Source organism: Nonomuraea sp. NPDC004354 (assembly GCF_053602555.1).
In genome coordinates this window covers 175665-202624 of the sequence record NZ_JBSGDV010000012.1, presented here as the reverse complement: position 1 = coordinate 202624, position 26960 = coordinate 175665, and the positions used below count along the sequence as shown (strand labels likewise).

Genomic DNA, 26960 nt, shown 5'->3' with positions numbered 1-26960 from the left:
GGCGGAACCGTCCCCGGCGGTCAGTGACGAAGCCCGCAGCACACGCACATGCAAGTCGTCCATCCGCGACCCCCGTCGGCATGACCCCGTGCACGTGCCCCGATGCTACATTCGCCGCGGGGCCGCTCATAGGTGTTCATGCCGAGAAAGTCGCCGCATTCAGCTCGCGAATACGGCAGGCAGCGAAGACATTCCGATTTCCGGAATTCGGATGAACCGCATCCTCGCGTGCCTGCCCTCGTCCCGTTTCGTCAGTCGACCTCGTACACGATCGTGTATTCGGCGCCGTTCAGATGGTCGAACTTCTCGACCTGGATCCCGGCACCGGCCTCGCTGGAGCTGACCACGACGCTGCCCAGGAAGTCGTCGTTGCTGCCCTTGTCCACGTCGAACAGCTCCATCGTGGCCGTGCTGGAGAATTCGAACGTCGTCCCCGTGAGGATCTCCGTGTCGCCCTTGCCCATCTTGCCGGGCCCGAACTTGCTCACCCCGTTGATGAACAGCTGCGGCTCGTCCTCGCCGACGCTGTCCTGCTTCTTGTTGCAGGTCAGGGAGATGAGCTCGATGGTGTACGTCGTGGCGCCCGTCGCGGCGGTCGCCGCGGTCGCCGACGCCGCCGGCAGCAGCGTCGCGCCCGCCAGCGCGGCGATGGCGACCGGCAGCGCCGCCCATCGAAGAATTCCGTTCATCGCTTTTCCTTTCCCCCTCGGGCACGCGCCCGGGTGCTTTTTCGGAACAGCACCAGTGCATCCGGAAGAGCCGGCGAGGTCTGTCTCGCCGGATACACAGCGATGGTGTTCTTCGATACAGTCGGCCGGCCGGAAAAGGCGGCCGTCGTCCGAAAAGCCGTTGTCCGAGGAGTGGCGCGGTCGCCGTCACGAACCGTTCGGCGTCGTCGATCCACGGATGGTGTCCCGCGCCCGGCTGGACGGCGACCTCGGCGTTCGCGAAGGCGGGGGTCGCGTGCTGCGTGGGTCAGGTGCGGGCGGGGGCAGGGGTGGGGCGGCGGTCGCGGCGCAGGCCGTACAGGGCGAGGAGCAGGCCGGCGCCGGTGAGGAGCGCGCCCACGAGGTAGATCGAGCGCAGCCCGGGGCCGCCGCTGATCACCTGTCCGCCGAGCCAGCCCGCGAAGGCGGCGGCGACCTGGAAACCCGAGGCGTTGACCGCCACGGCGAGGGTCGGGGCCGTGCCGGCCGTGGTCAGGACGCGGGTCTGCATGCCCGGGATGATCGCCAACGCCAGCACGCCGATGGCGAAGGTCATGATCGCCGCGGCCACCTGGTTGCCGCTGACCAGCCAGAACAGTGCCAGCGTGCCCGCCAGGACAGCCAGCAGCCCGGCCTGGGCGGCATTGGGTTGGCTGCGTCGAGACATCAAGTCGTTGCTCCTTCCGCGTCAGCCAACGACCGGCGCATACCGGCGAACGAGAGAAGACTGGAACCCTGCGTGAAACCCGCTGCGCACGCGAAGGGGCCGCCCGTGAACGAATTACTTGACGTCATCGCCACCTGGTTCGACGGCCATTCAACCACCAGCATGGTGGTGTGGGGGTGGCCCATGCTGGTGTGGGGCCGCGTGGGGAAGGTCATGCTGTACTTCGCCGCGCTGTCCATCGTTCTGGACCTCCTCGACCCCGAAAAGCTGCGGGAGCGGGGCGGCGGATTGAAGGTCCGCGCTACAGACGCCCTCTCCCGTGCCCGGCTTAGGTTGTCTCAAGCTGGCGTGGCCGGCCTCTCCACGAGTATCCGGGGGCACTTCATGTCCACCTCCCCAGGCGTCTCCCATGACCAGTGGGGGATAACCGGCCAGCGCGGCGACCGCCACAGCGCTGTGTACAGTCGTCCGGATTACGTCCCCCGCGCGCTGGGTTGCTCGCTTGAGGAGTACCAGGCATTCCATCGAAGCGTCATCGCAGAGCTGGCCCGCGTCCACTCATGCGACGGCGAACACGACGGTCTGTGCTCAGCACAGCGTGGTCACATTCAAGCGCGGATCGACTCGTTCCTGACGGAGCACGTGCCCAGTGATCGGCGCCGGTACGTGAAGGCGATCCGGAGCTGGCTGCTCGCCAAAGCAGCGTGGTGGGCGCTGATGGGCGCGGCCGAGATACTCCTTGGCGCGCTCCTGCATCGCGCTCGGCCGCTGCATGTGTTCCGCTGGGCGGCGTTCGCCCTGGTCCTGATCGGCGGACCGCTCGACATGCTCGCCGCATGACGGCCAGTAAGGGGTCCAGCCCATGATCACCGAATCGGAATGTTCATCAGGGCACAGCGGGTAGGCGCCCCACGCCGGGCATCACTTCGACTGAGTCAGGACAGGCGCCATCGGTGCGAGTGCCCATGGAGGCGCTGGCGGTATGGCGGGAGCTGGCTGGCGCCGGTGACGAGAGCGCCTCTTGGGAGTTGGCCGCCCTGTTGGCCAGGCTTGGCCGGGAGGAGGAGGCGCTGGCGATGTGGCGGGATCGGGAAGCCGCCGGTGACAGCGACGCTTCCTGGCGAGTAGCCGCTCTGCTGGCCGAGCCGGGTGGAGGAGTTGTGGGAGCGAACCCAAGCTGGTGATAGGGACGCCGCCCAAGGGCTGATCAAAACGTTGCACAGGCTAGGCCGGGTGGAGGAGGCCAAGCGGCTCCGCCACCACGGCCTGGACGCGGCCCTCGGAGTGTGAAGGAACGGAAACGTACGCTAAGCCGGTTCGCCCAGCCCACCGAGGGTGCGTGATCGTCTTCAGGTAGAGAGCGCTGGCGTACGTTTCCGTTCCATCGCACCGGGGGTTCTGGAATTCGCTAACACGGCTTCAGCCCCACCGAGCGCCACAGAGCCGCTGACCGACATCCGCCCCTTGACCACGTGCACGGGCGCGCACGCGTCCAGCACGGACGGCACGCTCACGTCGCCCGCGTGCAGGATCGCGTCCTGCGCCGCGCAGCCGGTCGGCCACCGGAGGCGGGCACGACCTCCAGCGGCGCGGCGCGTGCGTGTCGGACAGCACCACGACGTTCATGGGTTGCCCCTACCCGTCAGCCGGCTGCCTGCCACTGCTGCCGCTGCCCCTGGTACGGCTGTCCCTGGTACGTCGTGGCGGTCAGAGGATCACGCCTTCCTTCATCACCAGCGTGCGCGGCGGGTGGACGACGACCGCCTCGGCCGCCCCGCCCGCGGGGACCACGACCAGGTCCGCCCGGTGGCCCGGGGCCAGGCCGTATCCGGACAGGCCGAGCGCGCGGGCTCCGCCGTACGTCGCCGCCTCCAGCGCGAGCTCGATGTCCTCGTCGCGCCTGAACGTGCTCCGGTAGGCCAGGTGCATCGCCCGCTCCAGCATGTCGCCCGAGCCGTACGGCCCCCACAGGTCGCGGATGCCGTCATGGCCGCACGCGACCGTGACCCCGGCCGCGCGCAGGACCTTCACCGCGGGGACGGGGAAGCTGTAGACGGCCGCCGTCGCGATCGTCACGCCCGCCGCCGCGAGCTTCTCTGCCAGACGGCCCTGCTGGGTCTCGTCGGCCTGGCCCATGGCGTAGGCGTGGCTGACCGTGACCCTGCCGCCCAGCCCGGTGACCGCGGTGCGCTCGGCGATCAGCTCCAGCTCCCACATGCCCAGCGAGCCGCCGTCGTGCAGGTGGATGTCGATGTGCGCGCCGTACGCCTCGGCGAGCCCGAAGACGACGTCGAGGTGACGGACGGGGTCGCGGTCGATACCGGCGGGGTCGAGGCCGCCGATGGCCTCGACGCCGCTCTTGAGTGCCTCCTCCAGCAGGGCGGCGGTGCCGGGGTTGGTCAGCAGGCCGTGCTGGGGGAAGGCGACCTGCGTCACGCTGACGCGGTCGCTCAGCGCCTCGGCGGCCTGCCGTACCGCCTCGACGCCGCGCAGCCCGACGGCGGGGTCGACGTCGGTGTGGGTGCGCACGTGCGTGGTGCCGAACGCGCTCATCCGCTCCAGCAGGGCGATGACGCGCTCGACGCTCGGCACCCCCAGCTCCGCCCTGCGGCCCAGATCGTTGGACATGCGCCCGGCCAGCGTGTCGTCGGCCGAGTGCGGCACCCACGGCCCGCCGTACAGGGTCTTGTCAAGGTGGCAGTGCGCCTCGACGAGACCGGGCAGCACCAGCTGGCCCGAGACGTCGACCACGCGCGCCCCCGGTGCGTCGGCCGCCGCACCGATCCCGGCGATGACGCCGTCGCGGATCAGGACGTCGGCCGGCTCGTCGAGACCCCAGGGGCGGCCGCCGCGGAGGAGGGTGTCAGTCATGGCAGCACCCTAGTGTTCCTGGTTCGGAAATCTCGCTCTTACCTGGAGCTTCCGCCCGGCCTGGGGACGTGCCGTCGGAGCCCGCGAGGTAGTGGTGCAGGTGGCTGTCGCCAAGCAACAGCTGGGGGAGGTGCGTGGGCAGCTCACCGCCGCCCAGGCCGCGGCGCAGACCGCCAACCAGCAGGCCGCGGCCGCCGAAGCCCGAGCCGCCGATCTGCTGCAGACCCTGCGAGACCAGCGCACCTGAGAGGGAGCCGTTGCCGCGTCAATACGCTCTTGACAGCTGGCGTGCGCGCGAGGCCACTTCGCTCAGCGCGCTCGCAGGTTCGGGCTGCCCCGCGCCGACTTCGGCAAGCCGCTGCGCAAGCGGTTCCTGGCGCCGCTCGGCCTGCTGGCCGGGTTCGTCGACGCCACGGGCGGCGGAGGGTGGGGCCCGGTCGGCACGCCCGCCATCCTCGCGAGCGGCCGGCTGGAGCCGCGCAAGGTGATCGGCTCGGTCGACACCAGCGAGTTCCTCGTCGCCCTCGCGGCCAGCACCGGTTTCCTCGTCGGGATCGGCTCGCAGAACATCGACTTCACCTGGGTCGGCGTCCTGCTGCTCGGCGGCATCCTCGCCGCGCCCATCGCCGCCTGGCTGGTACGGCACATCCCGCCGCGCATCCTCGGCTCGGCCGTGGGCGGCGTCATCATCCTCACCAACCTGCGCACGCTGCTGCGCAGCGACTGGATCGCCGCTCCCGGGGGCGTGCAGACCCTCGCCTACCTGGCCATCGCGCTGATCTGGGCCGGGGCGATCACGCACTCGGTTCGCGCCTACCGCAGGGACAAGGCCGCCCCGCCGGTCGAGTCGCTCGAGGTCGAGCTGCGGCCGCGCGAGAGCGAGCCGGAGACCGCGCGCACGCCCGCCTGACCGTCCGACGGGTCGGCCTGATCGTCCGACGGGTCGGCCTGATCGTCCGACGGGGCCGGCCTGACCGCCCGACGGGCCGGTCTGATCGTCTGAGGGGCCGGTGTGATCGTCTGAGGGGTCGGTCTGGCCGCCCGACCCGGCCTGATCGTCCGACGGGCCGGCCTGATCGTCCGACGGGCCGGCCTGACCGCCGCCGGGCCGCGCGGGCACCGGGCTCGGCGATTGCCCGGTCCTGGACGAGGTGAGACAGCGGAACGGATTCCGGTTCCCGCCTGGTGATCAGGCGTCCCCGGCCCGAGGGCAGGGGGCGGCACGATGTATCGCACGCTCCTCGCGAGCGCGACCGCCGCCGCCCGGCTCGGCGTCCTCGGCACCTCGCCGGCGGCCGGGGCGGAACGGCAGCCTCGCCGCTCCCTGAGAAGGGGAGCTGGGCGCGCACCTCGGGGCGGATCGTCGGCGCCGACGGCGTGGGCGACCCGTTCGACGACACGGAGGGCCGTGAGATCGACGGCGGTTTCACGCGGTCGGCGGCAGGACCTGGGGGAGCCGTCCCGTTCGTCAAGCCGGAGCCCGGGGCGAGTGCTGTGCCACGGGCCGGGTGAGCGTGGCCCCGAACCCCTACGTCCCGACGCGACCGCGGACCTGGTTCGGCCTGCTCATCGGCACACCCGGCTACTCGAACATGGTCATGTACATCGACGAGGTCGTCTCCGGCCCCTACCGGCCCTGACCTTCCCACACGCGGCGGGCGACAGGGCCGGTACCCCCACTGGTGGCTCCGCCGTGTGGTTCGCTCGTGCTAAATTTTGGCCAAGTGGTCAGAAATTGAGCTGACCGGCCAGAGCTGGGCCCCGCAAGGAGACGGAATGAGACTCGAACTTCGGCCACCCCGGCACCAGGTCGACCCGCGAGCGGTCCGGTGGTGGACGACCCAGGCGCTGGTCCCCGTCGTGCCACCGGTTCTCGTGCTGGGCCTGCTGGCGTTACTGATCCCGCCCGCCCGGGTGTGGCTCCTGCTGTCGCTGGCCGTGGTGGCGGTGCCCGGCGTGGCGTACGCGGCGATCATGCCGCGCCGGCGCTACCGCTTGCACCGGTGGGAGACGACCGAGGACGCGGTCTACGCGGCTTCCGGCTGGGTGTGGTACAAGGCGCGGGTGGCGCCGATGTCGCGCATCCAGACCGTCGACACCGTGCGGGGGCCGCTGCAGCAGATCTTCAAGCTGTCCGGGGTGAAGGTCACCACGGCCTCGGCGGCGGGCTCGATCACCATCCAGGGGCTCGACCACGTGCTAGCCGCCGACCTCGTCGAGCGGCTCACGGCCAGGACGCAGGCCGTCCCCGGGGACGCGACGTGACCGGGCGTGACATGACCGGGCGTGACGTGACCGGGCGGGATGTGCAGGACGCAGGCCGTCCCGGGGGACGCGACGTGACCGCTCGCGACATGACCCGGCGCGAGACGACCGGGCACGACATGGTAGGGCGGGACATCACAGGGCGGGACGTGACCGGGCGTGGCGCGGAGGGGCGTGACGTGTCCGGCGGGTGGGAGCGGCTCGACCGGCGGACGGTGGGGACCGGGCTCGGCTGGGTGATCGGCCCGGCGATCCCCGCGACGGCCGTCGTCGCCCTCGCGGGGCCGAGCCCGCGGACGGTCATCCCGCTCCTCGCCCTGCTGGCGGTCTTCGCCGGCATCGCGGTGCTCGTCACGCTCCGGTACGCCACCACCCGGTTCCGCGTCAGCGACGAGCGGGTCGAGCTGCGCGCCGGGCTGCTGTTCAGGCGGCACCGCTCGATCCCGCGCGACCGCGTCAGGTCCGTCGACCTCACGGCCGGGCCCGCGCACCGGCTGTTCGGCCTGGCGGTGGTGCGCGTCGACGCGGGCGAGCAGCAGGCGGGGCTCCGTCTCGACGCGATCGCCGGACCCAGGGCCGAGCACCTGCGCCGGCTGCTGCTCGGCGGGGGGACGGCGGCGCAGCGGGACAACACGCTCGCGGCCCTGCGCCCGCGCTGGATCGGGTTCGCGCTGCTGAGCAGTTGGACGCCGCTCATCGGGCTGGCCCCGTTCGGCGCCTTCTTCCGCGTGCTGGACATCTTCGGAGTCGAGCCCGCCGAGGTCGGGTTCCTGCGTGACGCCTGGGCCGCGGCGAGCGCGACTTCGCCGGCGCTGCTGGTCGTGGCGGCGGTCGTGACCGTGACGGTGATCGGGCTGGTGGGCGCGCTGGCCCTGTACGTGGAGGTGTGGTGGCGCTTCCGCTTGTCGCGCGAGTCCGACGGCGCCTACCGGGTACGGCGCGGCCTGCTCACCACGCGGTCGCTGTCGCTGGAGGAGAGCCGGTTGCGCGGGGTCGAGCTGGTCGAGCCGGTGCCGCTGCGTTGGGGCGGCGGCGCCAGGCTGCGCGCGCTGGTCGCCGGCATGAAGCCCGACGACAGCGAGGAGCGGACGTCGGCCGCGCTGCTGCCGCCCGCGCCCCGGGTGACCGCGCTGCGGGTGGCCGCGCAGGTTCTCGGCGGGCCCGCGCTGGAGGTGCCGCTGCGCCCCCATCCGCGGGCGGCGCTGCGGCGGCGGCTGCTGCGGGCCGTCTGGCCGCTCGTGCCGGCGGCGCTCGCGCTGGCCGGGCTCGGGGCGTGGCTGAGCTGGGTTCCCGGCGCGCTGTGGCTGTTCGCTCCCGCGTGCGCGCTGGTGACCGTGCCGCTGGCCGTCGGCGCCTATCGCAGCCTCGGGCACGGGCTGGCCGGGCCGTACCTGGTGACCCGGTACGGCGCGGCGCTGCGCAGGACGGTGGCGCTGCGCAGGGACGGGGTGATCGGCTGGACGTTCGGCACGTCGCCGGCGCAGCGGCGCAGGGGGTTGATGACGCTGACGGCGGCGACGGCGGCGGGGGCGTACCGGGTGAAGGACGTCGGCGTGGGGGAGGGCGTGGTGTTCGCCGAGGAGGCGGTTCCCGGGCTCCTGGCTCCCTTCCTCGTCTCCAGCGCCTCCTCGCCGGCGCCGCCGCGTTCATGAATGAGACGGAGGCGCGGCGACGAGGACCAGCGCGCCACCGCCCACCGGGCGACCGCGACGACCAGCGCACCACCGTCCGTCGGGCGCGGCGATCCGCATGCGACCGTCCGTCGGTGGCAGCGCCCCCGCATGCGACCGTCCGTCGGGCCTGGCGGCGGGCATGCCACCGTTCGGCGTGCGTGGCGGCGGGCAGCGCGGCGCCGTCCCCCTGCGCGCGGCGTGCCGGCCCGGACGGCTCAGAAGAGGCGCTGGCAGCCGTAACCGGTGATCCCCGTGGGCGTGTCGGCCTCCCCTGACGTGCACAGGATGATGCGGGTCAGCTGGAACGGCGACCAGACGGCGAACGGTTCGAGGATCGGCCCCTGGGCGGGCGCGCCGTCGGTGCCCTGGCAGTAGGCGCCGGTCAGCGTGCCGTCCTCGCCGAGGTTCACGATGACACAGGTGTAGGTGGGGGTCGCGGCGGCGTGGGCGGGCGAGACGGGGCCGAAGAGAGCGAGGAGGGCGAAGCCGAGCAGGGCGACGATGATCTTCACGGAAGGTTCCTTCCTGAGAGAGCGATCAAGCGGGTGGAGTCATGGTCAACGACCCCATGTCGGCAATGTAGTATTCGCTCGATCACGCAGCGTAGTCGCCACGAGGGGGAGTGCTCAGGTCATCGGCCAGGCGTCCTGATCGGCCAGGCTGAGCACCAGCGCGGCGATGTTCCACGCGTCGTCCTCGCCGCGATGGTGGCGTCCCTCCAGGGGAAGTCCCGCGATCCGCAGGGCCTCGGCCATTCCCGGCCGCTTGCGCAGCCCGTGCGCCTCGGTGAAGACCGCCTTGGCGTTGGTGTGACGGCGACTGAAGGGGTAGGCCGCGCCGGTGGCCGCGCACTGCCGGGTGAACTGGTGGCGGTCGTAGTCGCCCCAGCTCGCCCACGGCCGCGACCCCGCCGCGTGCTCGGCCGCCAGCATCCTGCACGCCTCGGCGAAACCCACTCCCGTCTCGACCTCGGCCTGGGTGAGCCCGGTCAGGTCGGTGCAGAAGGCGCTGACCGTGGACCGTGCCGGCCGTACGAGGATGCGGTGGCGGGAGCGGCGCTCACGCGTGCGGAGGTCGACGACGGTCAGCCCGATCTCGATGATCTCGCTGACCGATCCCGGCGGCGGCCGGCCGTCCCAGCAGGTGGCCTCGACGTCGACGACGTTCAGTTCCATGTCGGCGAGCGTAGAGAGGCCACAGGGCCGGGGTCATCTCAGTTTCGGCCGAGCACCGGGTAGTTGCTGCGGAAGACGCCGTCGGGGTCGTGGCGGCGCTTGATGTCGCGCAGCCGGGCGAGGGTCTCGGCGGGGAAGGCGGCCTCGGCGCTCTCTCCGGGCGACAGGAACGTGAACGGCTTGCGCCCGCCCTCGATGAGCTCCCGCTGCCGGTCCTCGACGCCGGGCATGCCGAACAGGTACAGCAGGTAGGGGTCGTCGAGCTGTCCCGCGGCGCTGTCGGACGGCCGCGCGAGGGCCCCGCCCAGGTGCCTGATCTGCACGCCGATCAGCGGGTCGATGGGCATGAGCCGGTCCAGGATCCCGTCGAGCTCGCTGATCAGCTGGGCCCTGGACGCGCCGGGGGAGGGGTCGGTCGGTTCGCCGGTGATGTCGCCGAGCGCGGCGATCGGCATCCGGCCGCGGGTGTCGGACAGCGCGCCGCCGATCCGGTCGAGCGGCGCGAGCAGCCGGCTCGCGTCCTGCCCGAGGTAGGTGGAGTCCACCGCGACGAGCGGCGGGGCGCCGGGGAACCGCAGCAGCTCGAACCAGAGGGTCAGCTCGTCCGGCGCGGTCGCGGTGATCTCCCTGAAGGCCGCCAGGACCTCGGGGGCGCGGGAGGCCGGCCACAGGACGCGCCCGCCGTACAGGTCGGGAGCGGGGTGGAGGTCGAACTCGATGGCGGTGACCAGCGCGAAGTCGCCGCCTCCGCCGCGCAGCGCCCAGAACAGCTCGTCGTCGCGGGTGACGGTGGCGCGCCGTCCCTCGGCGTCGACGATGTCGAAGGAGCGGACGCTGGAGGAGGCCCAGCCGTGCGCGCGGGAGAACCAGGACAGGCCGCCACCCAGGGTGTACCCGGTGACGGTCACCACGGGGGAGCTGCCCGGCAGGCCGGTCAGGCCGTGCGGGCCGGCCGCCGCCTGCACCTGGCCCCACGCGACGCCGGCGCCGGCACGCGCGGTCCTGGCCGGCACGTCGATCTCCAGGGTGGACAGCCCGCGGGTACGCAGCAGCAGGACGCCGTCGACGTCGCCGCTCGCGCCGTGCCCGCTCGGCTGGGCCGCCACCGCCAGCCCCTGCTTGCGGGCCAGCTTGACGGCGTCGGCCACGTCGTCGGCGTCGTGCGCCTCGGCGACCGCGCTGACGGGCTGGTCGACGGCCAGGTTCCAGGGGCGGGTCGCCTGCTCGAAGCCTGCGTCCCCGGGGAGGAGAAGGTTCACCATCAGCCACCGTTCTCGATGTCAGATATCCAGGATTGTGTCATGGGACGATCAGGTCCGCAGGTTCGCGAACCACGATCGGGTGCCTGCGGGTGTCGCGGGGTAACGCGCCTCGACGGTCTGCCTGATGTCGGCCAGCGTCTGGCTCGCCAGCTCGTGCCGCCAGGCCAGCTCCGCCCTGCGCATCGCCTGCGCGATCACGCAGGACTCCCGGTAGTCGACGTGCGGGCTGCCGCCGGGGCCCTGGCGCAGGATCTGCTCGCACCTGAACGCCTCGTCCGCGCCTTCGATCGCGGTCACCACGTCCATCAGCGTGATCCGGTCGAGGGGACGGGCCAGCCGGAACCCGCCTTTGGGACCCGACGTCGAGCTGAGGATGCCCGCCCGCGCCAGCGCCTGCAACTGCTTGTTGAGGTACGCCGTGGGGAGGCCGTAGAAGGTGGCCAGCTTGGCCGCCGTCATCGCCTCGCCCGTCTCGATCCACGAGAGGTTGAGGCAGCTGTGGAGCGCCCACTCGACGCCCTCGCTCATCCGCATATCCTGGATATTATACGTCTAGAATTGAGATCGCCATGGTCGCGCCCCACGAATCCGGCCGGACCACGCTGAACCCCATGGCCTGGTAGAAGGCGAACGCTCCGGCGTTGCCCGCGCCCACCCCGAGGTGCAGGCCCGGCACCTCCCGGGCCCGCAGCTCGTCGAGCAGCGTCCGCATCAGCCGCCGGCCCAGACCCGCCCCCTGCCCCCTCGGCAGGACGTCGATGTGCAGGTGGGCGGGGTAGCGGTCGTAGAGCTCGTCGGGTGTCGGCCTGGCGTCGTGGATGCGCTCCACGCACCACCAGTCGAGCGTGCCGTCGCCGGGGTCGGCGGCCATCGTGCGCGGATAGCGGGCCCGCAGGCCGGGCCACCAGTGCTCCTCCAGCCAGTGCTGGAAGGCCGGGGTGTCGGCGGTGGCGATGATGTAGCCCAGCACGCCCCGCCGGTCCACGGCGACGAAGCTCAGGCCGGGATCGGCGGCCGGATAGGGGCCCGCGTAGATGTGGGCGAGCAGGTCGGGGTCGTGGTAGAGCGCGGTGGCGTCCTTGCCCGAATCTCCCGTCTGGAGACACACGCGGTACATGCCCGGCAGATCGTACGGCTGGAACGGTCGAATCTCCGCCATCTGGCTCATCCCCCTCGCGCACAGTAGCGATTGCGCGAACGTACCAGGCACCGCCCGCCGTACCGCCGAGCGCACCCCCGGCGCAGGCCCGCCGGTTACGTTCGGGAGACCCTGACGTCGCCGTCGACGCTCCTGGCCACGATGGTCCTCTCACTTCCCTTGCCCGCGTCCTTGAGCTCCGCATCGGTACGGCCGTTGCGGCTCTCCGCGGTGATCCCGTACTCGCCCTCCGGCACGGTCACCACCACCCCGCCCTCGCGGGACAGGGCGTCGACCTTGCCCGGCGGGGCGGCGAACTGCACCCGGACGGCGCCGTCACGCGAGTGGGCCCGCACGTCGGCCGACCGGGTGGCCCTCGACCTGATCAGCCCCTCGCTCGTGCGCAGCCGCAGCACACCCGACAGGCCGTCGGCGAGGATGTCGCCGCCGGTGGTGGCGACCGTGACGTCCTGGTCCAGGCCGGACAGCGTCACCCGCTCGTCCCCTCCCTCGACCAGGAGCTTCACCCCCGGCGGCAGGTGCACGGTGTAGCGGGCGCCGCAGGTGGCGAAGAAGACCGTGCAGTCGGTGCGCAGCGACAGCTGGCCGTTCTCCAGCGCCCACGTGGACTTGCCCGGCTCACCGGCGGAGCCCTGCAGCCACCTGTCGACCTTCACCCCCGAGGCGTCGCCGGGGACCACGCGCAGATCGCCCACCCTCGCCTTGACGGTGAGCGTGCCTCCCGGGTGAGGGAAGGTCGTGGCCTGGTGCCGTTCTGTCGTGTCGAGCTGGAGTCCGCAGGCGGTCAGAGTGACGAGGCCCACCGCGGCCAGTGCGATCATCCGCTTCATGAAGCCGATCGTGGCGCCGATCGGCGGCGCTGCTATCGGCCATGTGGACGATCCGCCATCGGCCGATCGTCCCTACCTGTGGAGCGCGGACAGCAGCTTCTCGACGGGGGAGAGGGGATCGTCGCCGACGGGGCGGAGCACGACGGTGCTCGCGCCGGCCGCCCACAGCGCCCTGACCGCCGCGGCGGCCTGGGCGGGGGAGCCGTCGGCGGCGAAGACCTCGGCCCTGTCGACCTCCAGGAAGCTCGCCACCTCCTCGCGGATCCCGTCCAGCCCGGCCGGGTCGTCGACGCACAGGTGGGTGAAGACGATCAGCTCGTGCTCGCCCGCCGCGCAGATACGCTCCAGTGCCGGACCGATCGCCTCGGGGCCGAAACCCTCGGGCAGGATCGTGCCCTGCGCCACCCGGCCCGACAGGGCCAGCGAGCGAGGGCTCTTCACGCCTGCCACGACCGGCGGGACGACGGCGGGCGGGTGCACCAGCCGTACCTCGTCGAGACGGACGGACCTGCCGTCCATGGTCACGCTCTCGCCGCGCAGCAGCCCGCGCACCGCGGTGATCGTCTCCTCCAGCAGCGCCAGCGGCGAGGGGGCGGCGGCGCCGACCTGGCGCATCCACTCCTGCACGCCGTGCCCGACGCCGCCGACGAAGCGCCCGGGGAACATCCTGGCCAGGTTGGCGAACTCCATCGCCAGCAGCATCGGGTTGCGCAGCGGGGCCGGCGCGATGCCGAGGCCGACGCGCAGCCGCGAGGTACTGGCGAGCGCGACGGCGGCCGAGGTGAGGCCGCCCGTCCAGCCGAGGTCCTCGACCACCCAGAGGTCGTCCACCCTGGAGTCGAGCGCCTGCGCGAACGGGACGAGCCGCTCGGGCGGCAGGTCGCGGTCGAACATCACGCCAAGCCTCATCAGGCCATCCTCCGACGGTCGGGGCCGCGCCTCAGGCTGGCGCGCGAGCGTCGCCGATGCTAGTGAACGCTCTCAGCCGGCGGCAAGGTCACGCCGCCAGCGCCTGCCGCGCCTCGTCGATCGAGTCGGTCACCTCGAAGTGCCGGTCCAGGTTGGTGATCGTCAGCAGGTGGGGGATCATCCCGTCGCCCACGATCAGCATCAGCCTGCCGCGCTGCTGCCGGACCCTGGTCAGCGTCGAGACCAGCAGCCCGAGACCGACCGAGTCGCAGAACGGCACCTGGCTCAGGTCGATGGCCAGGTGCGGCTGTTCCATGGTGGCGAGCATGGCAGCGAGCACGGTGTCGATCTCGGCTCTCATCCGGGGGACCGTCGTCAGATCCAGATCCCCGACCGCCTGGAGGAGTGCGAACCGACCGTCCGTCCAGGACCTGACCACCATTTCAGACACCTCCGCTCATGCGGTCTTCCCCTGCCCACAATGGACGGGAGCTATGCCCCCTTTTTGCAGATGTTCTCCCTTGCCGTGCGGGTGTCCGGGGTACTCTCCGGCGACGGCGACACGGACGGCGTGGTGGCCGACGCGGGCTTGCGGATCTTCGGCTGGTCCCGCCCGGCCACGACCTCGATGCCCTTGATGTCGCTCTCCTTGAGCTCGGCGCCCGGAATCGCCGCGGCCACCGTCTTCGCCGCCTCCGCCTGGTCGGGCGCGTACCGTACGACCGTGGTCGCGAAGTCCTTGCGCGGGGTGTTGCCCGGCTCGTCCGGCACCTTGAACCCGTAGGCCACCAGCCCCGCCTTGGTGCGCGCGCCGAGCCCGGTGATGAGCGTGCCGTTCAGCACCCTGACCGTGATGTCCTTGGCCGGTACGGCCCGCGTGCTCGGCGTGGGCGGTGGCTTCGGCGCGGGCTTGGCCAGGTCCTGGTCGGCGGCGATGCGGCGGAACAGCTCGGTGGCCCGCTCCTTGTCCCACAGCACGGCCGACTCGCCGGTCGGCGTCTTGAAGTCGACGTCGGCCAGCGGCACGTGGGCGAACTTCACGTCGTTGAGGGAGACACCCTTGAGCTGCTCGACCAGCGGCACGAGCCCGTCGTCGGGATCGACCTTGATCGTGGCGAGCGAGGCGTTGACGAAGGAGATCAGGTTGGCCGGGTTGGCCAGCGCCTCGCTGAGCATCGCCGAGATGACCTGCTGCTGGCGGTCGATGCGGTCGAGGTCGGAACGGGCGGTCGCCCTGGTGCGGGCGTAGCCGAGCGCCTTCGCGCCGTCGAGCCGGTGGGTGCCCGCCGCCAGGTCGAGCCCGGTCTTGGGGTCGTCGATCGGCACCGGCGTGCAGACGGTCACGCCGCCGAGCCGGTCGACGACGTCGACGAAGCCCAGGACGTTCACCTCGATGTACCGGGTGATCGGCAGCCCCGTCACCTGCTGCACCGCCTTGACGGCCAGCTTGGCGCCGCCGAACTGGTAGGCTGAGTTGATCTTGTGCTGGCCCTTGCCGGGGATCGTGGTCCAGGTGTCGCGCGGCAGGCTCACCACCGTCACCCTGCGGTGGTCCTCCGACAGGTGGATCACCATCATCGTGTCGGTGCGCTCGCCCGACTCGCGGCCCAGCTTGAGCCGGTTCTGCTCCTTGCGGGTCAGGTCGTCGCGCTTGTCGACGCCGACCAGCAGGATGTTCATCGCGCCGCGAGGGGCCTGCTCGACCGCGCCGAGACCCGCGTCGACCGAGCCGATCTGCCGGGGCGTGGCCCACACCCAGCCGGTGCCGGCCAGGATGACGCTCGACAGGCCGCCCGCGATGATCAGATTGCGCCGCCGCGCCCGCGCCCCGCGACCCGGCCTGCGCGGCGTGCGACGGGGCGCCAGCCTGACACCCCCGGGGGCGTCACCGCCCACGTGCACACCCGCGTCATCCTCCTCCGGGTCGCGCATGCCCGCCCCCTCCAAGCGCCGCCGGAATCGGGCTTTGGATTGCCCTCCTCCCCTGGTCGTACAGTAGCGTGAGGCCCGCCATGAAGCAGTTCCCCGACTCGCCCGCGCAGCCCGCGTTCCCGCAGACGCGCGCCTGGCCGCCGATCTCCGTCGTGATGCCGATCCTCAACGAGGAGCGTCACCTGCGCGAGGCCGTCGCCCAGATCCTCGCCCAGGCCTACCCAGGCCCCATCGAAGTGGTGCTCGCCGTCGGCCCCTCCCACGACCGCACCCAGGAGGTCGCCGACGCCATCGCGGCGGCCGACCCCAGGGTGACCGTGGTGGCCAACCCGACCGGCCGCACCCCCAACGCGCTCAACGCGGCCATCGCCGCCTCCAGACACGCGATCATCGCCAGGGTCGACGGGCACGCCATGCTGCCCGACGACTACCTCAGGGTGGCGGTCGAGACGCTGGAGGAGACCGGCGCCGACAACGTCGGCGGGGTCATGGCGGCCGAGGGCATCACGCCCTTCGAGCAGGCCGTCGCCCGCGCGATGACCTCCAAGATCGGCGTCGGCGCCGCCGCCTTCCACGTGGGCGGTACGGCCGGGCCGGCCGACACCGTCTACCTCGGCGTGTTCCGGCGCAGCGCCCTCGACCGCGTCGGCGGCTACGACGAGCACTTCCAGCGCGCCCAGGACTGGGAGATGAACCACCGCATCCGCGCGACGGGCGGCCTGGTGTGGTTCCAGCCGCGCATGCGCGTCACCTACCGGCCGCGGCCCAACCTCAGGGCGCTGGCCAAGCAGTACTTCCACTACGGGCGCTGGCGGCGCGTGGTGGCCCGCACCCACGAGGGCACGATCAACCTGCGCTACCTGGCCCCGCCGGCGGCGGTGGTGGCGATGGCGCTGGGGCTGCTGGTCTCGCCGTTCTTCCCGCTGGGCCTGGTCATCCCCGGCGGCTACGCGCTGGCGATCGTCGCGGGGTCGGTGCTGACCGGCAGCGGGCTGCCCGGACGGGCCAGGGCGGTGCTGCCGCTGGTGTACGCGGCGATGCACCTGTCGTGGGGCTGGGGGTTCCTGACGAGCCCCCGCGAGCTGTCCCGCCCTCAGCACTGAGCACGTTCCCCGGGGGCCCGCTCGCGGGCCCCCTCTGACGCCGCGCGCCTCCGGGCCGCCTGACGTCGCGCGGCTCCGGCTCGCCGGCGCCGGTCCGGGCCGCGGTCAGACGTCGATCACCTGACCGGTGCGGTCGGTGGCCAGCAGGTCGACGGCGATCCCCGGGGCGTCCGTGCCCGCGGTTGCGACGCAGTTCACCGCGATCCCGTCCGGCGCCCACTCCTCGGCCAGGCCCCGCGACAGCTCGGCCACCGCGGCGGCCGCCGACCGGGCGATCCCCTCGCCCGTCAGGCGCGACGAGGTGAGCAGCAGCAGCCGCCCGCCGGAGTCGCGCAGGTGCGGGTGCGCGGCCCTGGCCACGCCCACCGCCTCCAGGTAGGCGTCGCCTGCCGCCGCCAGCCGGTCGCCTGGCCGTACGGGGGCGGCGTGGACCACGCAGTCGACCCTCCCCGCCTCCGCCAGCGCCGCGGAGACGGCCGCGTGGCCGCCCGCGGACGGCAGATGGAGCACCCGCGCGGCCCCGTGCGCCCGAGCCAGCTCGCCCACGCCCGCCCCGATCCCCCGGTCGCCGCCGGCGACCACCACCGTCCTGCCCTCCAGCGCCGTCGCGGACGCCCGCGGCACGGGCGCGGCGGCCAGCCGGAACAGCGTGTCCGCGACCTGGAGGTCGAGCGGGTGGGTCACCTTGATGTTGCGCTCGCTGCCCTCCACCACCACGATCGGCACCTCGGGCAGGTAGCGCAGCACCACCCCGCAGTCGTCCGTCGGCGGCCGGTCGCCGAAGCCGGGGTCGGCGAAGGCGCGCTCGTAGGCCGCTCTGATCACCGACAGCCGGAAGCCCTGCGGTGTCTGCACGCGCCGCAGCCGCGCCCGCTCCGGCACCTCGCGCACGACGTCGCCGCGCGGCCCCGGCTCCACCACGACGACGGTGTCCGAGCTCGGGATCGCCACCTCGACCGCGCTGTCATGCTCCAGCGCCTCGACGCACGCGGTGATGATGCGGGGCTCCAGCAGCGGCCGTACCGCGTCGTGCAGGAGCACGTCGCACTCCTCCGGGCCCAGCGCGTCGAGCGCCCGCCACGTGGTCTCGGTGCGGGAGGCGCCGCCCTCGAGCACTTTGCTCACCTTGGCGAAGCCGCGGGCGGCCACCAGCTTCTCGACCTCGGCGGTGAATCCCGGCGTCATCAGCACGACGACCTCGTCGATCTCGGGCGCGGCGTCGAACACGGCGAGCGTGTGCTCGATGATCGACCTTCCGGCGACCGTGACGAGCTGCTTGGGGGTGTCGAGCCCGACCCGCTGCCCCACGCCGCCCGCCAGGAGCACTCCGACGACCCGCAGTCGAGATTCCATATGGCGAGCGTAACGGTCTCTTCCGACACGGGCGTGGCCCGTGAATTGCCGTCATCCGATCGCTACGCTGGGCAACGCACTCCTCGTGTCCGAAGGAGAACTGCGCGTGCCAGAATCCACGACCGCCAGAACAGGCGTCACGGCCGCGGCCGTGGTGCTCGCCACGACCCCCGCCGCCCACCTGTCATGCGCGGACGGCACCCTGCTCGACCGGATCAACGACCAGCTCGTGCTGCTGCCGGTGCGCGACGTGCACCTGGTGCCGCAGGGCGGCGGCCTGGGCGCCGACCTGCGCGGCGTGGCCAAGATCGCGCGCATCTGCACCGGACCGGTCGTCCTGCTGACCGCCGACCTCGTCGCGCACACCGAGGCGCTCGCCCTGCTCATGGAGCACCCCGCCCGGGGCACGGGCGCGCTGGTCAGCTCGGACGCCACGGTGGGGCCGCTGCGCCCGCCCGTCAGGACGGCCGGCAACAGGGTCGTCGCCGCCGGAAGCTCCTTCCACACCGTGCCGGACGCGAACGCCACGTTCCGGGGCGTGCTCCAGGTGAGCGAGGCCGATCTCGCCACCCTGGCCGACGTCGCCGACGAGCTGGCCGAGCTGGCCGAGACCGGACGGTTCGGCCCCGTGAGCCCCATCGAGGCCGTCGACTTGCTGCTGGTCGGGCTGGTGCGGTCAGGGCTGCCGGTGCGGGCGGCGCAGATCGGACGGCTGCACGCCGACCGCGTGGCCGCGCAGTCCGCCGCCGACCTGGCCGTGAGCAGGCTGGCCGACGTCGACGAGACCCAGGTACGGCTCGACGCCGCGGTCAAGAGCGAGGACGGCTTCTTCACCACCTACTTCGTCAGCTCCTGGTCCCCCCACCTGGTCCGCCTGGCGGTGCGCCTGGGGCTGACGCCCAACGCGGTGACCGGCATCTCGGTGGGCCTGGCGGTGCTGGCGGCCGTGTGGTTCTCGGCGGGCACCAGGAACGCCCAGGTCGTCGGCGCCGTGCTGCTCCTGCTGTCGTTCGTGCTCGACTGCGTCGACGGCCAGCTCGCCCGCTTCACCAGGGGGTTCACGCCGCTGGGCGCATGGGCCGACGGCATGGGCGACCGGTTCAAGGAGTACGCGGTCTACGTCGGCCTCGCCGTCGGCTACACCGCGGGGCTCGAGGCGGGCGACGGCGGCCCCGACGGGATCTGGCGGCTGGCCGTGGCGGCCATGATCCTCCAGACGCTCCGCCACATGGTGGACTTCTCGTTCAAGGGGGCGCTGGCCGACGCCAGGCGGATCGGCGCCGCCTGGAGCAGGTCGCGCCGGTCGCTGCTGGAGTCCGTCGACGCCGAGCGCGTCGCGGTGCCGGCGCAGGGCGTGCGCGGCCTGGTGCGGCGCATGGACCGCCAGTCGCTCACCCGATGGGCCAAGAAGGTGATCGTCCTGCCGATCGGCGAGCGGATGGCGCTGATCGCGGTCACCGCCGCGCTGTTCAACGCGAAGGTCACGTTCACGGCGCTGCTCGCCTGGGGTGCTCTCGCGCTCTTCTGCCAGCTCCTGGGCAGGCTCATGAGGTCGACCGGATGATCTCCGTACAGATGGTTCCCGTTCCGCGCAGCCTGGTCGTGGCCTACCGCGACGACGGTCTGCTCTCGCGCGGCATGGGCGCGCTCGTGGCCGGGCAGCTGCCGCCGCTGCCGCCCGCGGTCGCCGGCGCGTTCGTCATCGGCATCCTGCTGCTGGTCGGGGTGGGCGGCACCGACGGGCTGGCGGTGTTCGCGCCCGCCGTGACGCTGCTGCTGTCCGGGCCGGGCAGCTCCCACCCGCACGACGGCAGGCTCGACTGGCTGGTGCCGCCGATCCTGCGGCTGACGGAGTACGTCTTCATCGCCTCGGTGTGCTTCGGCCACGACGTCCACCCGCTGATCGTCTTCATGCTGCTCGGCGCGATGGCCTTCCACCACTACGACGTGGTCTACCGGATACGGCAGCACGTCTACCCTCCGCCGTGGCTGTCGACCGCGGGCCTGGGATGGGACGGCAGGATGCTGGTCGTGGCGGCGGGCGCCCTCGTCGGCCAGGTGACCGCGGTGTGCGTGCTGCTGGCCCTGTACCTGTGGTGCCTGTTCGGGTGGGAGTCGCTGACGTGCTGGCTGGCCGCGCCGCGTTCCGGGCTGGATGCGGCCGATACGGGAACTCCGGACTAAGTGCGGATGACACGATCAGGGCCTCGAGGGAACTAACCTTTGGGGTCTTACATAGTCATGCTCGACTGAGGAGTGCACGTTGCTGGGAATGGTGCTGGCCGCCGGGGCCGGACGACGCCTGCGGCCGTACACCGACACGCTGCCCAAGGCGCTCGTGCCGGTCGACGGAGAGACGACGATCATGGACATCTCGCTGCGCAACCTCGCCGCGGTGGACCTGCGTGACGTCGTCGTCGTGGTCGGTTACGCGGCGCAGGCCGTACACGAGCGCAAGGCCGAGCTGGAGAAGCGGCACGGTGTGAAGCTCACCCTCGTGCACAACGACAAGGCCGAGGAGTGGAACAACGCCTACTCCCTGTGGTGCGCGCGCGACTACTTCGCCCAGGGGGCGCTGCTGGTCAACGGTGACACCGTGCACCCGGTCTCGGTCGAGGAGACGCTGCTGTCGGCGCCCGCGACCAGCGACATCCTGCTCGCCGTCGACGACGTCAAGAGCCTGGCCGACGAGGAGATGAAGGTCACGCTCGACGACGGCGCGCTCAAGCGGATCACCAAGCTCATGGACCCCGCCGAGGCCTACGGCGAGTACATCGGCGCGACGCTGATCAGGCCCGGCGCCGCCGCGCGCCTGGCCGACGCGCTGCAGGCGACCTTCGAGCGCGACCCGCAGCTCTACTACGAGGACGGCTACCAGGAGATGGTCGGGCGCGGCGAGAAGATCCACGTCGCGCCGATCGGCAAGGTCGAGTGGGTCGAGGTCGACAACCACGACGACCTGACCAAGGCCCGCGACATCGCCACCCGTTACTAGAGGAGGCTCGATGCCGCTTCTAGCGAGGATGCTGCCGGCGCCCCTCACCATGGAGGTACGGCGGGGCGCCGTCGCCCAGCTCGGCGCGCTGCTCGCCGACAGCAGGGTGGCCACCTCGGGCAGGGTCGCCGTGGCGGTCGGCCCGGGCCAGGGTGACCACATCGAGGGTCTCATCGCGCCGACCCTCACCGAGGCCGAGGTGTTCCGCGTCTCGGACGGCTCGGTCGAGGCGGCCGTCTCGCTCGGCGCCGACCTGCGCAAGGGCGCCTACGAGGTGGTCGTCGGCGTGGGCGGCGGCCGCACCATCGACGCCACCAAGTACGCCGCCTCGCTGGCGGGGATCCCGATGGTGGCCGTGGCCACCAACCTCTCCCACGACGGCATCTGCTCGCCGACCGCGTCGCTGGTCTACGAGGGCGGCAAGGGCTCCTTCGGCGTGCCGATGCCGCTGGCCATCCTGGTCGACCTCGACTTCGTCCACGCGGCGCCCGACGCGCTGGTGCGGTCCGGGGTGGGCGACGTGGTCAGCAACCTGTCGGCGATCGAGGACTGGCAGCTGGGCAACGTGGAGCGGGGCGAGCCGATCGACGGCCTGGCCTGCTCGATGGCGCGCACGTCGGCCGAGGCGCTGATCGGCCGTACCGACTCCATCGAGTCCGACGCGTTCCTCACCGTTCTGGCCGAGTCGCTGATCCTGTCGGGCATGTCCATGGTGATCGCCGGATCATCCCGTCCTTCCAGCGGCGGAGATCATGAGATCCTTCATGCCGTGGATCAGCTCTTTCCGGGCACCTCCAACCACGGCGAGCTCGCCGGGATCGGTGCCGCCTTCTGCTTCTTCCTCAGGGAGGACCAGGCCAGGCTGACGCAGGTGGTGAGTTGCCTCAGGCAGCACCAGCTCCCTGTCACGCCGGGCGACATCGGTCTCAGCGCCGAGCAGTTCACCGAGGCCGTCATGCTGGCGCCGGCCACCCGTCCAGGTCGCTACACGATCCTGGAGCACCTGCGTCTGTCGGAAACCGAGGTTCGTGATCGGGTGGAGAGCTATGTCCGGGCCTTCGGTAGCTGAGCTGCGGGCGGTCGCCCAACCCGCCGGCACGATGGACCGCCAGAGCGGCGAGCACTGGGCCGGCTCGCTCTACATGCGCAAGCTGTCCATCTACGTGACCTGGGCGCTCGCCAAGACGCCGATCACGCCCAACCAGACCACCGGGCTGATGATCGTCACGGGGCTCGTCGCCGGAGCGGTGCTGGCGCTGCCTGGTCTGGCCGCGGCTGTCGCGTCCTTCCTGCTCGTCCAGCTCTACCTGCTGTTCGACTGCTCGGACGGCGAGCTGGCCCGCTGGACGCGCCGCACCTCGATCACCGGCGTCTACCTCGATCGCGTGGGCCACTACTTCTGCGAGGCGGCCCTGCTGATCGGGCTCGGCTTCCGGGCCTCGACTACGCTGCCCGACTGGTACACCGTGCTCGGCGTCGCCGCCGCGCTCGGTGCGATCCTGATCAAGGCGGAGACCGACCTGGTCGACGTGGCCAGGGCGCGCTCGGGCCTGCCGGCGGCGACCGAGTCGTCGGCCGGGCAGTTCCGGTCAGGGCTGATGGGGCTGGCGCGCAGGGTCATCGGCGCCACCAAGTTCCACCGCATCGTCCAGGCGGTGGAGCTGTCGATCCTCGCGGTGCTGGCCGCCGTGATCGACCTGGTCGTCGGCGACATCACCGCCACCAAGGTGCTTACCGTGGCGTGCGTGGTCGCCGCGGGCATCCAGGTCATTCTTCATCTGGTCAGCATTCTGGCTTCGAGGCGGCTAGCGTGAGTCGGAACCGTCGGGGCGCCGTACCCGTCGAAGGGATCAGACGCCCGCTGTTCGGTGGGGGTTCACTGACGGTTCCGATACTCTTGTCTCCATCAATCCGCATATTGGCAGACCCCAGCAGACTCGGTGATCATGAAAGAATGCTCCGCTCGTGCTCTCGACGCGTCAAGGCGATGACCCGTTGAAGATCTCGTGCGTCATCCTCACCATGGGCAACCGGGTCGCCGAGCTGAACCGGGCGGTCGAGTCCGCGCTCAACCAGATCGACGGCGACGTCGAGGTGGTCATCGTGGGCAACGGTGCCGACGTGCCCGCGCTGTCGGCGACACCGCCCGAGGGCTCTGCCGCGACCGTCAAAACCGTCCGCCTGGCGCACAACACCGGCATTCCCGCGGGGCGTAACCGCGGGGTCGAGGAGTGCTCGGGCGACGTCGTCCTCTTCCTCGACGACGACGGCTGGTACGCCAGCCAGAAGGTCGTCGCCCACGTCCGCGACCGCTTCGCCACCGAGCCCGACCTGGCCGTCATCTCCTTCCGCGTGATGGACCCCGACGGCGGCATCGGCCAGCGCCGCCACGTGCCGCGCCTGCGCGCGGGCGACCCGGAGCGCTCCTCACCCGTCACGACCTTCCTCGGCGGCGCCTCCGCCATCCGCAGGTCGGCCTTCCTCCAGGTGGGCGGGCTGCCGGAGCGGTTCTTCTACGCCCACGAGGAGACCGACCTGGCCTGGCGGCTGCTCGGCGAGGGCTACCGCATCGAGTACGACGCCCAGACCGTCATGTACCACCCGCAGGTGCCGCCGACCAGGCACGCGGACTTCTACCGGCTCAACGCCCGCAACCGGGTGTGGCTGGCGCGGCGCAACCTGCCGTGGCCGCTGGCGGCGTGGTACCTGCTCGACTGGGTGGTGCTCACCCTCTGGCGCGAACGGCGTTCGCCGGTCGCGCTGCGGGCCTGGTTCGAGGGCTTCCTGGAGGGGTTGCGCACTCCGGCGGGCGAGCGCAGGCCGATGGCGTGGCGTACGGCATGGCGCATGGTGAAGCTGGGCCGTCCCCCGATCGTCTGACCCGGTCCCGCGACTAGCCGGCTGCCGGATCCTCGGCGCTCGCCGCGTCGAAGGTCATGGACGCCCGCAGGGTCGTCGACATGAGCGCCCGCTTCGGCAGGCCCAGTTCGCTGAGCTCCTTGGCGACGGGATGGTTGCCCAGCCGGACGAGTGCCCCGCCGGGACGTACACGCATCGCGCTGCCCCACATCCTGGCGGGGACGCGGCGGGTGACCCCGTCCTGGTGGGTGTAGGCCGTCAGCGGCGCCGCCGCGCCGGGCACCGGCAGCCCGGGTTTCACCAGCATGTCGATGACCAGCCGCCCGTCCTTGCGCAGGATGCACCGCTTGTAGGGCGACGACAGGCGCAGCTCGATGTCGGCGAGCTCCTTGGGGAAGCCCCAGATCGTCCGGCCCGCCTCCAGCGTGAAGCCCTGGTCCACCGGCAGCCAGTGGACGAACGCGCCCGCCGACCTCAGCGTGGCGGGCCCCGCGGTACGCGGGCGCGGGCTGCCCGGCGGACGCACCAGGAAGGTGACGCCGAACTCGTGGTAGGAGTCGAGGTCGCTGTCGCGGTACTCGACGAACACCAGCGTGCAGATGGCCTTGCCGGGCAGTACCTCGGCCACGTCGAGCCCCGAGTAGGCGATCACCGCGCGGGCCGCGTCGGCGCGGACCGGGTACATGGCGCTGCAGACCGTGGCGTCGGTCACCCTCACGGGCATGGTGATCGTGCGGCCCTGGATCAGATGCGAAGCCATGGCTCCAGTACATGTGACCATCAGGCCCTCCGTCCACGTCTTGCCGCAACTCCGCCGGGGGAAGGCGTCAGACGGCCAGCTCGTGGGCGACGCCTGCCCAGTTCTCCAGGCGCCCGACGAACGCCGCCGCCTGGTCGGGCCAGTGGTGGTGGCGGCGGGCGAGCGCGTTGCCCGCCGCGCCCAGCTTCGCGCGCCGCTCGGGGTCCTCCTTGAGGTCCAGCAGCGCGTTCAGGGCGGCGTCAACGTCCCCGTACGGCACGACCGACCCGCAGCCCGCCTGCTCCACCACAGCGGCGGCCACGGGCGTCGTGACGACGGGCACGCCGCGGCCCATGTAGTCGAGGACCTTGGTGGGCGGTCTGGCGGAGGGCTCGCGCCACAGGCACACCCCCGCGAGAGCGCCCTCGGCCATGCGGAGGGCGTGCCGGTTGGGCACGTAGCCGTACCAGTCGAGCAGGCCAACCCGCTGGGCGTCGCGCAGGAGGGGCCTGACCTCGCGGTCGGCGGCCCCGATGAGGTCGAGCCTGATCCCGTGGGGCACCAGCCGATGGGCCAGGTCGATCAGCTCCTGGACGCCCTTGGGTGTGGTCAGCCGTCCGATGTGGACGATCCTGGTGTCACCGGGTGGCGGCGGCGCGGTGGCGGCCTGGGTGGCCTCGGCGGCGTCGGGTTCGAGCACGTGGTGCAGCCGCCGGGCCCGGGTGACGAGCCCGCGGCCCAGCGTCCCCACCGGCTCGTCGCGGATGTCCAGCACGACCGGCGGATGCCGGAACGGCAGCGCCAGCAGCAACTCGGGCTCGTGCAGGATCAGCAGGTCGGCGTCCTTGGCCCCGCGCCTGAGCGCGGCCCGCGGCACGCCGCCCCGCCTGACGTCGATCGCGGTGATCGGCGGCACGGGCGTCACGTTGAAGTGGGTGAAAGGAGCGACGTAGGTCACCTCGTGGCCCGCGTCGAGCAGCGCCCTGATCTGCCGGTGCATGATCCGGGCGTCCTCGGGATGATGAAGGGTGGTGCCGACGCAAACGCGCATAAAGGCGATGGTGCGCGGCTATGCCATCACCTGCGTGAATGCGAAGGGAACTGCCGTTTAACTTCCGGACGGCCGGCGGTAGAGCCACGTCAGGCGCGGCTCGAGCACCCACTTGAACACCGTGCGCGTCTCGGGCAGGCACAGCACGATGGCGAGCGCGAACGCGCTGGTGCTGATCGCCAGCACCCCCAGCGGCCCGTGCAGCCAGGGCAGGTCGAGCCAGCCCATCTCCTTGGCGATCAGCACGGGGATGCCGTGGAGCAGGTAGCAGTAGAGCGTGCGGGTGCCGAGGTCGGTGTACCAGGTCTCGCCGCGCGGCACCAGCGCGAGGAAGGCGAAGCACATCGCCAGCGAGGCGAGCAGCAGCCCCGCCCGCAGCCCGAGACCCATGTACCACGACAGGTCCATGTCCTGGAAGCTGTGCTTGAAGTAGAACGGCTTCAGCGACCACGGGCCGAGCCCGATGTAGATCGCCACGCCCGCGGCGGCCAGCAGCGTCACGGCCGCGACGACCTTGACCCAGACGCGGTTGAGCATCTCGAAGTGCTCGGGCTGCATCACCAGGCCGATCACGAAGAACGGCAGCAGGCCGAAGAAGCGGTCCATGCTGAAGTCGCCGGAGATCTGCGAGAACCCGGCGAACAGGTAGATCGCGATGGCCACGGGAACGGGCTGCCGCATCCGCTTCCACACCGGTGTGGACAGCCGCCAGAACAGCAGCGCCAGCAGGTACCAGTTCAGCCAGGCCGGGTCGATGATCGTCAGGCTCCACTTCTGCCCGAGGGAGAAGCGCAGCGCCGCGTAGCCGATCTCCACGATCACGTACGGCATGACGAAGGTGTCGACCAGCTTGTTGGTCTTGGCGTTGGAGTTCCAGAAGTTCCTGGACAGGTAGCCGCTGATGATGACGAACAGCGGCATGTGGAAGGTGTAGACGAAGACGTAGAGCGCCTTGGAGGAGTCGGCGTCGAGCGTGGGCACCAGCGAGTGGCCCACCACCACGAGCGAGATCAGCAGGAACTTGACGTTGTCGAGGTACGGCTCGCGCTTGCGCGGCTTCGGCCGTTCGGGCTCGCTCTCGCCGGGACCCTCCTGCGCGCCTTCGGCGGGACGCTCCTGCGCGGGCTCGCCGGGCCGCTGCTGCTGTGGCGCGGGGGCCGAACCCCAGAAGGAGGCCTCCGCCGGCTGCTCGCCCCACATCGCGCCCTGCTGGGGCGGCTCGCCCGGCCCTGGCCGGCGGGTGTCCACCCGTCCCGTCTCGGCAGGCGGCGCCCCCGCGGCGGCGCGCGCGGTGCCGTTGCTGCTGTGGGCCGGAACCGGGAAGGGCGATCGGGGGTCACTCACGGTGGGGACGCTCAGCTATCTATCGGGGCCGGTGATCGCAAGCCACGGTAACCGTGGCTTCATGCA

29 protein-coding genes are annotated in these 26960 nt (G+C 71.8%); 13 read left to right on the top strand and 16 right to left on the bottom strand.

The window, feature by feature from the left end; translation table 11 throughout:
- Nucleotides 1–251: 251 nt before the first annotated feature.
- Together ACWENQ_RS29320 and ACWENQ_RS29315 are read right to left on the bottom strand one after the other, a co-directional pair.
- Complete coding sequence (locus ACWENQ_RS29320) at nucleotides 252–689, bottom strand: hypothetical protein (RefSeq protein ID WP_452417132.1); 438 nt, start codon at nucleotides 687–689, stop codon at nucleotides 252–254.
- Between the two features lie 286 nt (nucleotides 690–975).
- The gene (locus ACWENQ_RS29315; RefSeq protein ID WP_452417131.1) at nucleotides 976–1374 is read right to left on the bottom strand and encodes a hypothetical protein; all 399 of its coding nucleotides are present in this window, start codon (nucleotides 1372–1374) and stop codon (nucleotides 976–978) included.
- Between the two features lie 105 nt (nucleotides 1375–1479).
- On the opposite strand from ACWENQ_RS29315, the gene ACWENQ_RS29310 reads away from it, so the two are divergent.
- Nucleotides 1480–2214 carry a hypothetical protein gene (locus tag ACWENQ_RS29310; protein WP_452417129.1) on the top strand — a complete coding sequence of 245 codons (735 nt, stop codon included), beginning with the start codon at nucleotides 1480–1482 and terminating at the stop codon, nucleotides 2212–2214.
- Between the two features lie 867 nt (nucleotides 2215–3081).
- Here ACWENQ_RS29310 and ACWENQ_RS29305 read toward each other — a convergent pair.
- Nucleotides 3082–4245: an amidohydrolase gene (locus tag ACWENQ_RS29305; RefSeq protein WP_452417127.1), complete on the bottom strand. Its 1164-nt coding sequence runs from the start codon at nucleotides 4243–4245 to the stop codon at nucleotides 3082–3084.
- Between the two features lie 100 nt (nucleotides 4246–4345).
- On the opposite strand from ACWENQ_RS29305, the gene ACWENQ_RS29300 reads away from it, so the two are divergent.
- From ACWENQ_RS29300 to ACWENQ_RS29280, 5 genes are all read left to right on the top strand, one after another.
- Complete coding sequence (locus ACWENQ_RS29300) at nucleotides 4346–4492, top strand: hypothetical protein (RefSeq protein WP_452417126.1); 147 nt, start codon at nucleotides 4346–4348, stop codon at nucleotides 4490–4492.
- Nucleotides 4493–4528: 36 nt separating this feature from the next.
- Nucleotides 4529–5155: a sulfite exporter TauE/SafE family protein gene (locus ACWENQ_RS29295; protein WP_452417188.1), complete on the top strand. Its 627-nt coding sequence runs from the start codon at nucleotides 4529–4531 to the stop codon at nucleotides 5153–5155.
- Between the two features lie 598 nt (nucleotides 5156–5753).
- Nucleotides 5754–5885: a hypothetical protein gene (locus tag ACWENQ_RS29290; RefSeq protein ID WP_452417124.1), complete on the top strand. Its 132-nt coding sequence runs from the start codon at nucleotides 5754–5756 to the stop codon at nucleotides 5883–5885.
- Between the two features lie 136 nt (nucleotides 5886–6021).
- On the top strand, nucleotides 6022–6510 hold the full coding sequence (locus tag ACWENQ_RS29285; protein WP_452417122.1) for a PH domain-containing protein: 489 nt from the start codon (nucleotides 6022–6024) through the stop codon (nucleotides 6508–6510).
- A 74-nt stretch (nucleotides 6511–6584) separates the two neighbouring features.
- Nucleotides 6585–8162 carry a PH domain-containing protein gene (locus ACWENQ_RS29280; RefSeq protein WP_452417121.1) on the top strand — a complete coding sequence of 526 codons (1578 nt, stop codon included), beginning with the start codon at nucleotides 6585–6587 and terminating at the stop codon, nucleotides 8160–8162.
- 236 nt (nucleotides 8163–8398) lie between these two features.
- Here the strand turns inward: ACWENQ_RS29280 and ACWENQ_RS29275 are convergent, their stop codons facing one another.
- The 9 genes from ACWENQ_RS29275 to ACWENQ_RS29235 form a co-directional block, all read right to left on the bottom strand.
- Nucleotides 8399–8695 (bottom strand): hypothetical protein, encoded by a 297-nt coding sequence (locus ACWENQ_RS29275; protein WP_354906060.1) that lies wholly within the window; start codon nucleotides 8693–8695, stop codon nucleotides 8399–8401.
- Nucleotides 8696–8809: 114 nt separating this feature from the next.
- Nucleotides 8810–9358 (bottom strand): exonuclease domain-containing protein, encoded by a 549-nt coding sequence (locus ACWENQ_RS29270; protein ID WP_452417119.1) that lies wholly within the window; start codon nucleotides 9356–9358, stop codon nucleotides 8810–8812.
- 38 nt (nucleotides 9359–9396) lie between these two features.
- Nucleotides 9397–10620, bottom strand: coding sequence for an FAD-binding oxidoreductase (locus ACWENQ_RS29265; RefSeq protein ID WP_452417117.1), 1224 nt, complete (start codon nucleotides 10618–10620; stop codon nucleotides 9397–9399).
- A 48-nt stretch (nucleotides 10621–10668) separates the two neighbouring features.
- Nucleotides 10669–11148, bottom strand: coding sequence for an RrF2 family transcriptional regulator (locus tag ACWENQ_RS29260; protein ID WP_452417115.1), 480 nt, complete (start codon nucleotides 11146–11148; stop codon nucleotides 10669–10671).
- Between the two features lie 16 nt (nucleotides 11149–11164).
- Nucleotides 11165–11779: a GNAT family N-acetyltransferase gene (locus ACWENQ_RS29255; RefSeq protein ID WP_452417113.1), complete on the bottom strand. Its 615-nt coding sequence runs from the start codon at nucleotides 11777–11779 to the stop codon at nucleotides 11165–11167.
- Between the two features lie 95 nt (nucleotides 11780–11874).
- Nucleotides 11875–12609 (bottom strand): DUF4097 family beta strand repeat-containing protein, encoded by a 735-nt coding sequence (locus ACWENQ_RS29250; RefSeq protein WP_452417111.1) that lies wholly within the window; start codon nucleotides 12607–12609, stop codon nucleotides 11875–11877.
- 72 nt (nucleotides 12610–12681) lie between these two features.
- A complete protein-coding gene (locus ACWENQ_RS29245; protein ID WP_452417110.1) occupies nucleotides 12682–13518 on the bottom strand; it encodes an LLM class flavin-dependent oxidoreductase in 837 nt (278 codons plus the stop codon).
- Between the two features lie 88 nt (nucleotides 13519–13606).
- A complete protein-coding gene (locus tag ACWENQ_RS29240; protein WP_354906047.1) occupies nucleotides 13607–13960 on the bottom strand; it encodes an STAS domain-containing protein in 354 nt (117 codons plus the stop codon).
- Between the two features lie 50 nt (nucleotides 13961–14010).
- On the bottom strand, nucleotides 14011–15450 hold the full coding sequence (locus ACWENQ_RS29235; RefSeq protein ID WP_449920367.1) for an LCP family protein: 1440 nt from the start codon (nucleotides 15448–15450) through the stop codon (nucleotides 14011–14013).
- A gap of 80 nt (nucleotides 15451–15530) precedes the next feature.
- Here ACWENQ_RS29235 and ACWENQ_RS29230 point away from each other — a divergent pair, with 80 nt between their 5' ends.
- Complete coding sequence (locus ACWENQ_RS29230) at nucleotides 15531–16553, top strand: glycosyltransferase family 2 protein (protein WP_452417108.1); 1023 nt, start codon at nucleotides 15531–15533, stop codon at nucleotides 16551–16553.
- Nucleotides 16554–16658: 105 nt separating this feature from the next.
- Here ACWENQ_RS29230 and ACWENQ_RS29225 read toward each other — a convergent pair whose 3' ends face one another.
- Nucleotides 16659–17906 carry a 2-C-methyl-D-erythritol 4-phosphate cytidylyltransferase gene (locus ACWENQ_RS29225; RefSeq protein ID WP_452417106.1) on the bottom strand — a complete coding sequence of 416 codons (1248 nt, stop codon included), beginning with the start codon at nucleotides 17904–17906 and terminating at the stop codon, nucleotides 16659–16661.
- Between the two features lie 106 nt (nucleotides 17907–18012).
- Here ACWENQ_RS29225 and ACWENQ_RS29220 point away from each other — a divergent pair, with 106 nt between their 5' ends.
- From ACWENQ_RS29220 to ACWENQ_RS29195, 6 genes are all read left to right on the top strand, one after another.
- Nucleotides 18013–19470, top strand: coding sequence for a CDP-alcohol phosphatidyltransferase family protein (locus ACWENQ_RS29220; protein ID WP_452417105.1), 1458 nt, complete (start codon nucleotides 18013–18015; stop codon nucleotides 19468–19470).
- Entirely contained in the window at nucleotides 19467–20090 is a 624-nt protein-coding gene (locus tag ACWENQ_RS29215) for a DUF5941 domain-containing protein (RefSeq protein WP_354906040.1), read from the top strand. Before ACWENQ_RS29220 ends, ACWENQ_RS29215 begins: the two co-directional genes overlap by 4 nt.
- Before the next feature lie 79 nt (nucleotides 20091–20169).
- Complete coding sequence (locus ACWENQ_RS29210) at nucleotides 20170–20901, top strand: phosphocholine cytidylyltransferase family protein (protein ID WP_452417104.1); 732 nt, start codon at nucleotides 20170–20172, stop codon at nucleotides 20899–20901.
- Between the two features lie 28 nt (nucleotides 20902–20929).
- Entirely contained in the window at nucleotides 20930–21970 is a 1041-nt protein-coding gene (locus tag ACWENQ_RS29205) for an iron-containing alcohol dehydrogenase family protein (protein ID WP_354906491.1), read from the top strand.
- Nucleotides 21948–22715, top strand: a complete 768-nt coding sequence (locus ACWENQ_RS29200; protein WP_354906038.1) for a CDP-alcohol phosphatidyltransferase family protein — start codon at nucleotides 21948–21950, stop codon at nucleotides 22713–22715. The genes ACWENQ_RS29205 and ACWENQ_RS29200 overlap by 23 nt, the downstream gene beginning before the upstream one ends.
- 181 nt (nucleotides 22716–22896) lie before the next feature.
- The gene (locus tag ACWENQ_RS29195; RefSeq protein WP_449920582.1) at nucleotides 22897–23781 is read left to right on the top strand and encodes a glycosyltransferase family 2 protein; all 885 of its coding nucleotides are present in this window, start codon (nucleotides 22897–22899) and stop codon (nucleotides 23779–23781) included.
- A gap of 13 nt (nucleotides 23782–23794) precedes the next feature.
- On the opposite strand, the gene ACWENQ_RS29190 is transcribed toward ACWENQ_RS29195, so the two are convergent.
- The 3 genes from ACWENQ_RS29190 to ACWENQ_RS29180 all read right to left on the bottom strand — a co-directional run bounded on the left by ACWENQ_RS29190 (nucleotide 23795) and on the right by ACWENQ_RS29180 (nucleotide 26894).
- Nucleotides 23795–24520, bottom strand: a complete 726-nt coding sequence (locus ACWENQ_RS29190; RefSeq protein WP_449920383.1) for an acetoacetate decarboxylase family protein — start codon at nucleotides 24518–24520, stop codon at nucleotides 23795–23797.
- Between the two features lie 67 nt (nucleotides 24521–24587).
- A complete protein-coding gene (locus ACWENQ_RS29185) occupies nucleotides 24588–25550 on the bottom strand; it encodes a glycosyltransferase (protein ID WP_452417102.1) in 963 nt (320 codons plus the stop codon).
- A gap of 57 nt (nucleotides 25551–25607) precedes the next feature.
- The gene (locus tag ACWENQ_RS29180) at nucleotides 25608–26894 is read right to left on the bottom strand and encodes an acyltransferase family protein (RefSeq protein WP_452417101.1); all 1287 of its coding nucleotides are present in this window, start codon (nucleotides 26892–26894) and stop codon (nucleotides 25608–25610) included.
- Nucleotides 26895–26960: the final 66 nt, after the last annotated feature.

Coding starts and splice junctions, on each gene's coding strand:
- ACWENQ_RS29185 (WP_452417102.1), bottom strand. CDS start 25,550: ATGCGCGTTTGCGTCGGCACCACCCTTCATCATCCCGAGGACGCCCGG.
- ACWENQ_RS29225 (WP_452417106.1), bottom strand. CDS start 17,906: ATGGAATCTCGACTGCGGGTCGTCGGAGTGCTCCTGGCGGGCGGCGTG.
- ACWENQ_RS29260 (WP_452417115.1), bottom strand. CDS start 11,148: ATGAGCGAGGGCGTCGAGTGGGCGCTCCACAGCTGCCTCAACCTCTCG.
- ACWENQ_RS29270 (WP_452417119.1), bottom strand. CDS start 9,358: ATGGAACTGAACGTCGTCGACGTCGAGGCCACCTGCTGGGACGGCCGG.
- ACWENQ_RS29235 (WP_449920367.1), bottom strand. CDS start 15,450: ATGCGCGACCCGGAGGAGGATGACGCGGGTGTGCACGTGGGCGGTGAC.
- ACWENQ_RS29265 (WP_452417117.1), bottom strand. CDS start 10,620: ATGGTGAACCTTCTCCTCCCCGGGGACGCAGGCTTCGAGCAGGCGACC.
- ACWENQ_RS29245 (WP_452417110.1), bottom strand. CDS start 13,518: ATGAGGCTTGGCGTGATGTTCGACCGCGACCTGCCGCCCGAGCGGCTC.
- ACWENQ_RS29315 (WP_452417131.1), bottom strand. CDS start 1,374: ATGTCTCGACGCAGCCAACCCAATGCCGCCCAGGCCGGGCTGCTGGCT.
- ACWENQ_RS29230 (WP_452417108.1), top strand. CDS start 15,531: ATGAAGCAGTTCCCCGACTCGCCCGCGCAGCCCGCGTTCCCGCAGACG.
- ACWENQ_RS29190 (WP_449920383.1), bottom strand. CDS start 24,520: ATGGCTTCGCATCTGATCCAGGGCCGCACGATCACCATGCCCGTGAGG.
- ACWENQ_RS29250 (WP_452417111.1), bottom strand. CDS start 12,609: ATGAAGCGGATGATCGCACTGGCCGCGGTGGGCCTCGTCACTCTGACC.
- ACWENQ_RS29255 (WP_452417113.1), bottom strand. CDS start 11,779: ATGGCGGAGATTCGACCGTTCCAGCCGTACGATCTGCCGGGCATGTAC.
- ACWENQ_RS29285 (WP_452417122.1), top strand. CDS start 6,022: ATGAGACTCGAACTTCGGCCACCCCGGCACCAGGTCGACCCGCGAGCG.
- ACWENQ_RS29240 (WP_354906047.1), bottom strand. CDS start 13,960: ATGGTGGTCAGGTCCTGGACGGACGGTCGGTTCGCACTCCTCCAGGCG.
- ACWENQ_RS29200 (WP_354906038.1), top strand. CDS start 21,948: ATGTCCGGGCCTTCGGTAGCTGAGCTGCGGGCGGTCGCCCAACCCGCC.
- ACWENQ_RS29305 (WP_452417127.1), bottom strand. CDS start 4,245: ATGACTGACACCCTCCTCCGCGGCGGCCGCCCCTGGGGTCTCGACGAG.
- ACWENQ_RS29215 (WP_354906040.1), top strand. CDS start 19,467: ATGATCTCCGTACAGATGGTTCCCGTTCCGCGCAGCCTGGTCGTGGCC.
- ACWENQ_RS29205 (WP_354906491.1), top strand. CDS start 20,930: ATGCTGCCGGCGCCCCTCACCATGGAGGTACGGCGGGGCGCCGTCGCC.
- ACWENQ_RS29320 (WP_452417132.1), bottom strand. CDS start 689: ATGAACGGAATTCTTCGATGGGCGGCGCTGCCGGTCGCCATCGCCGCG.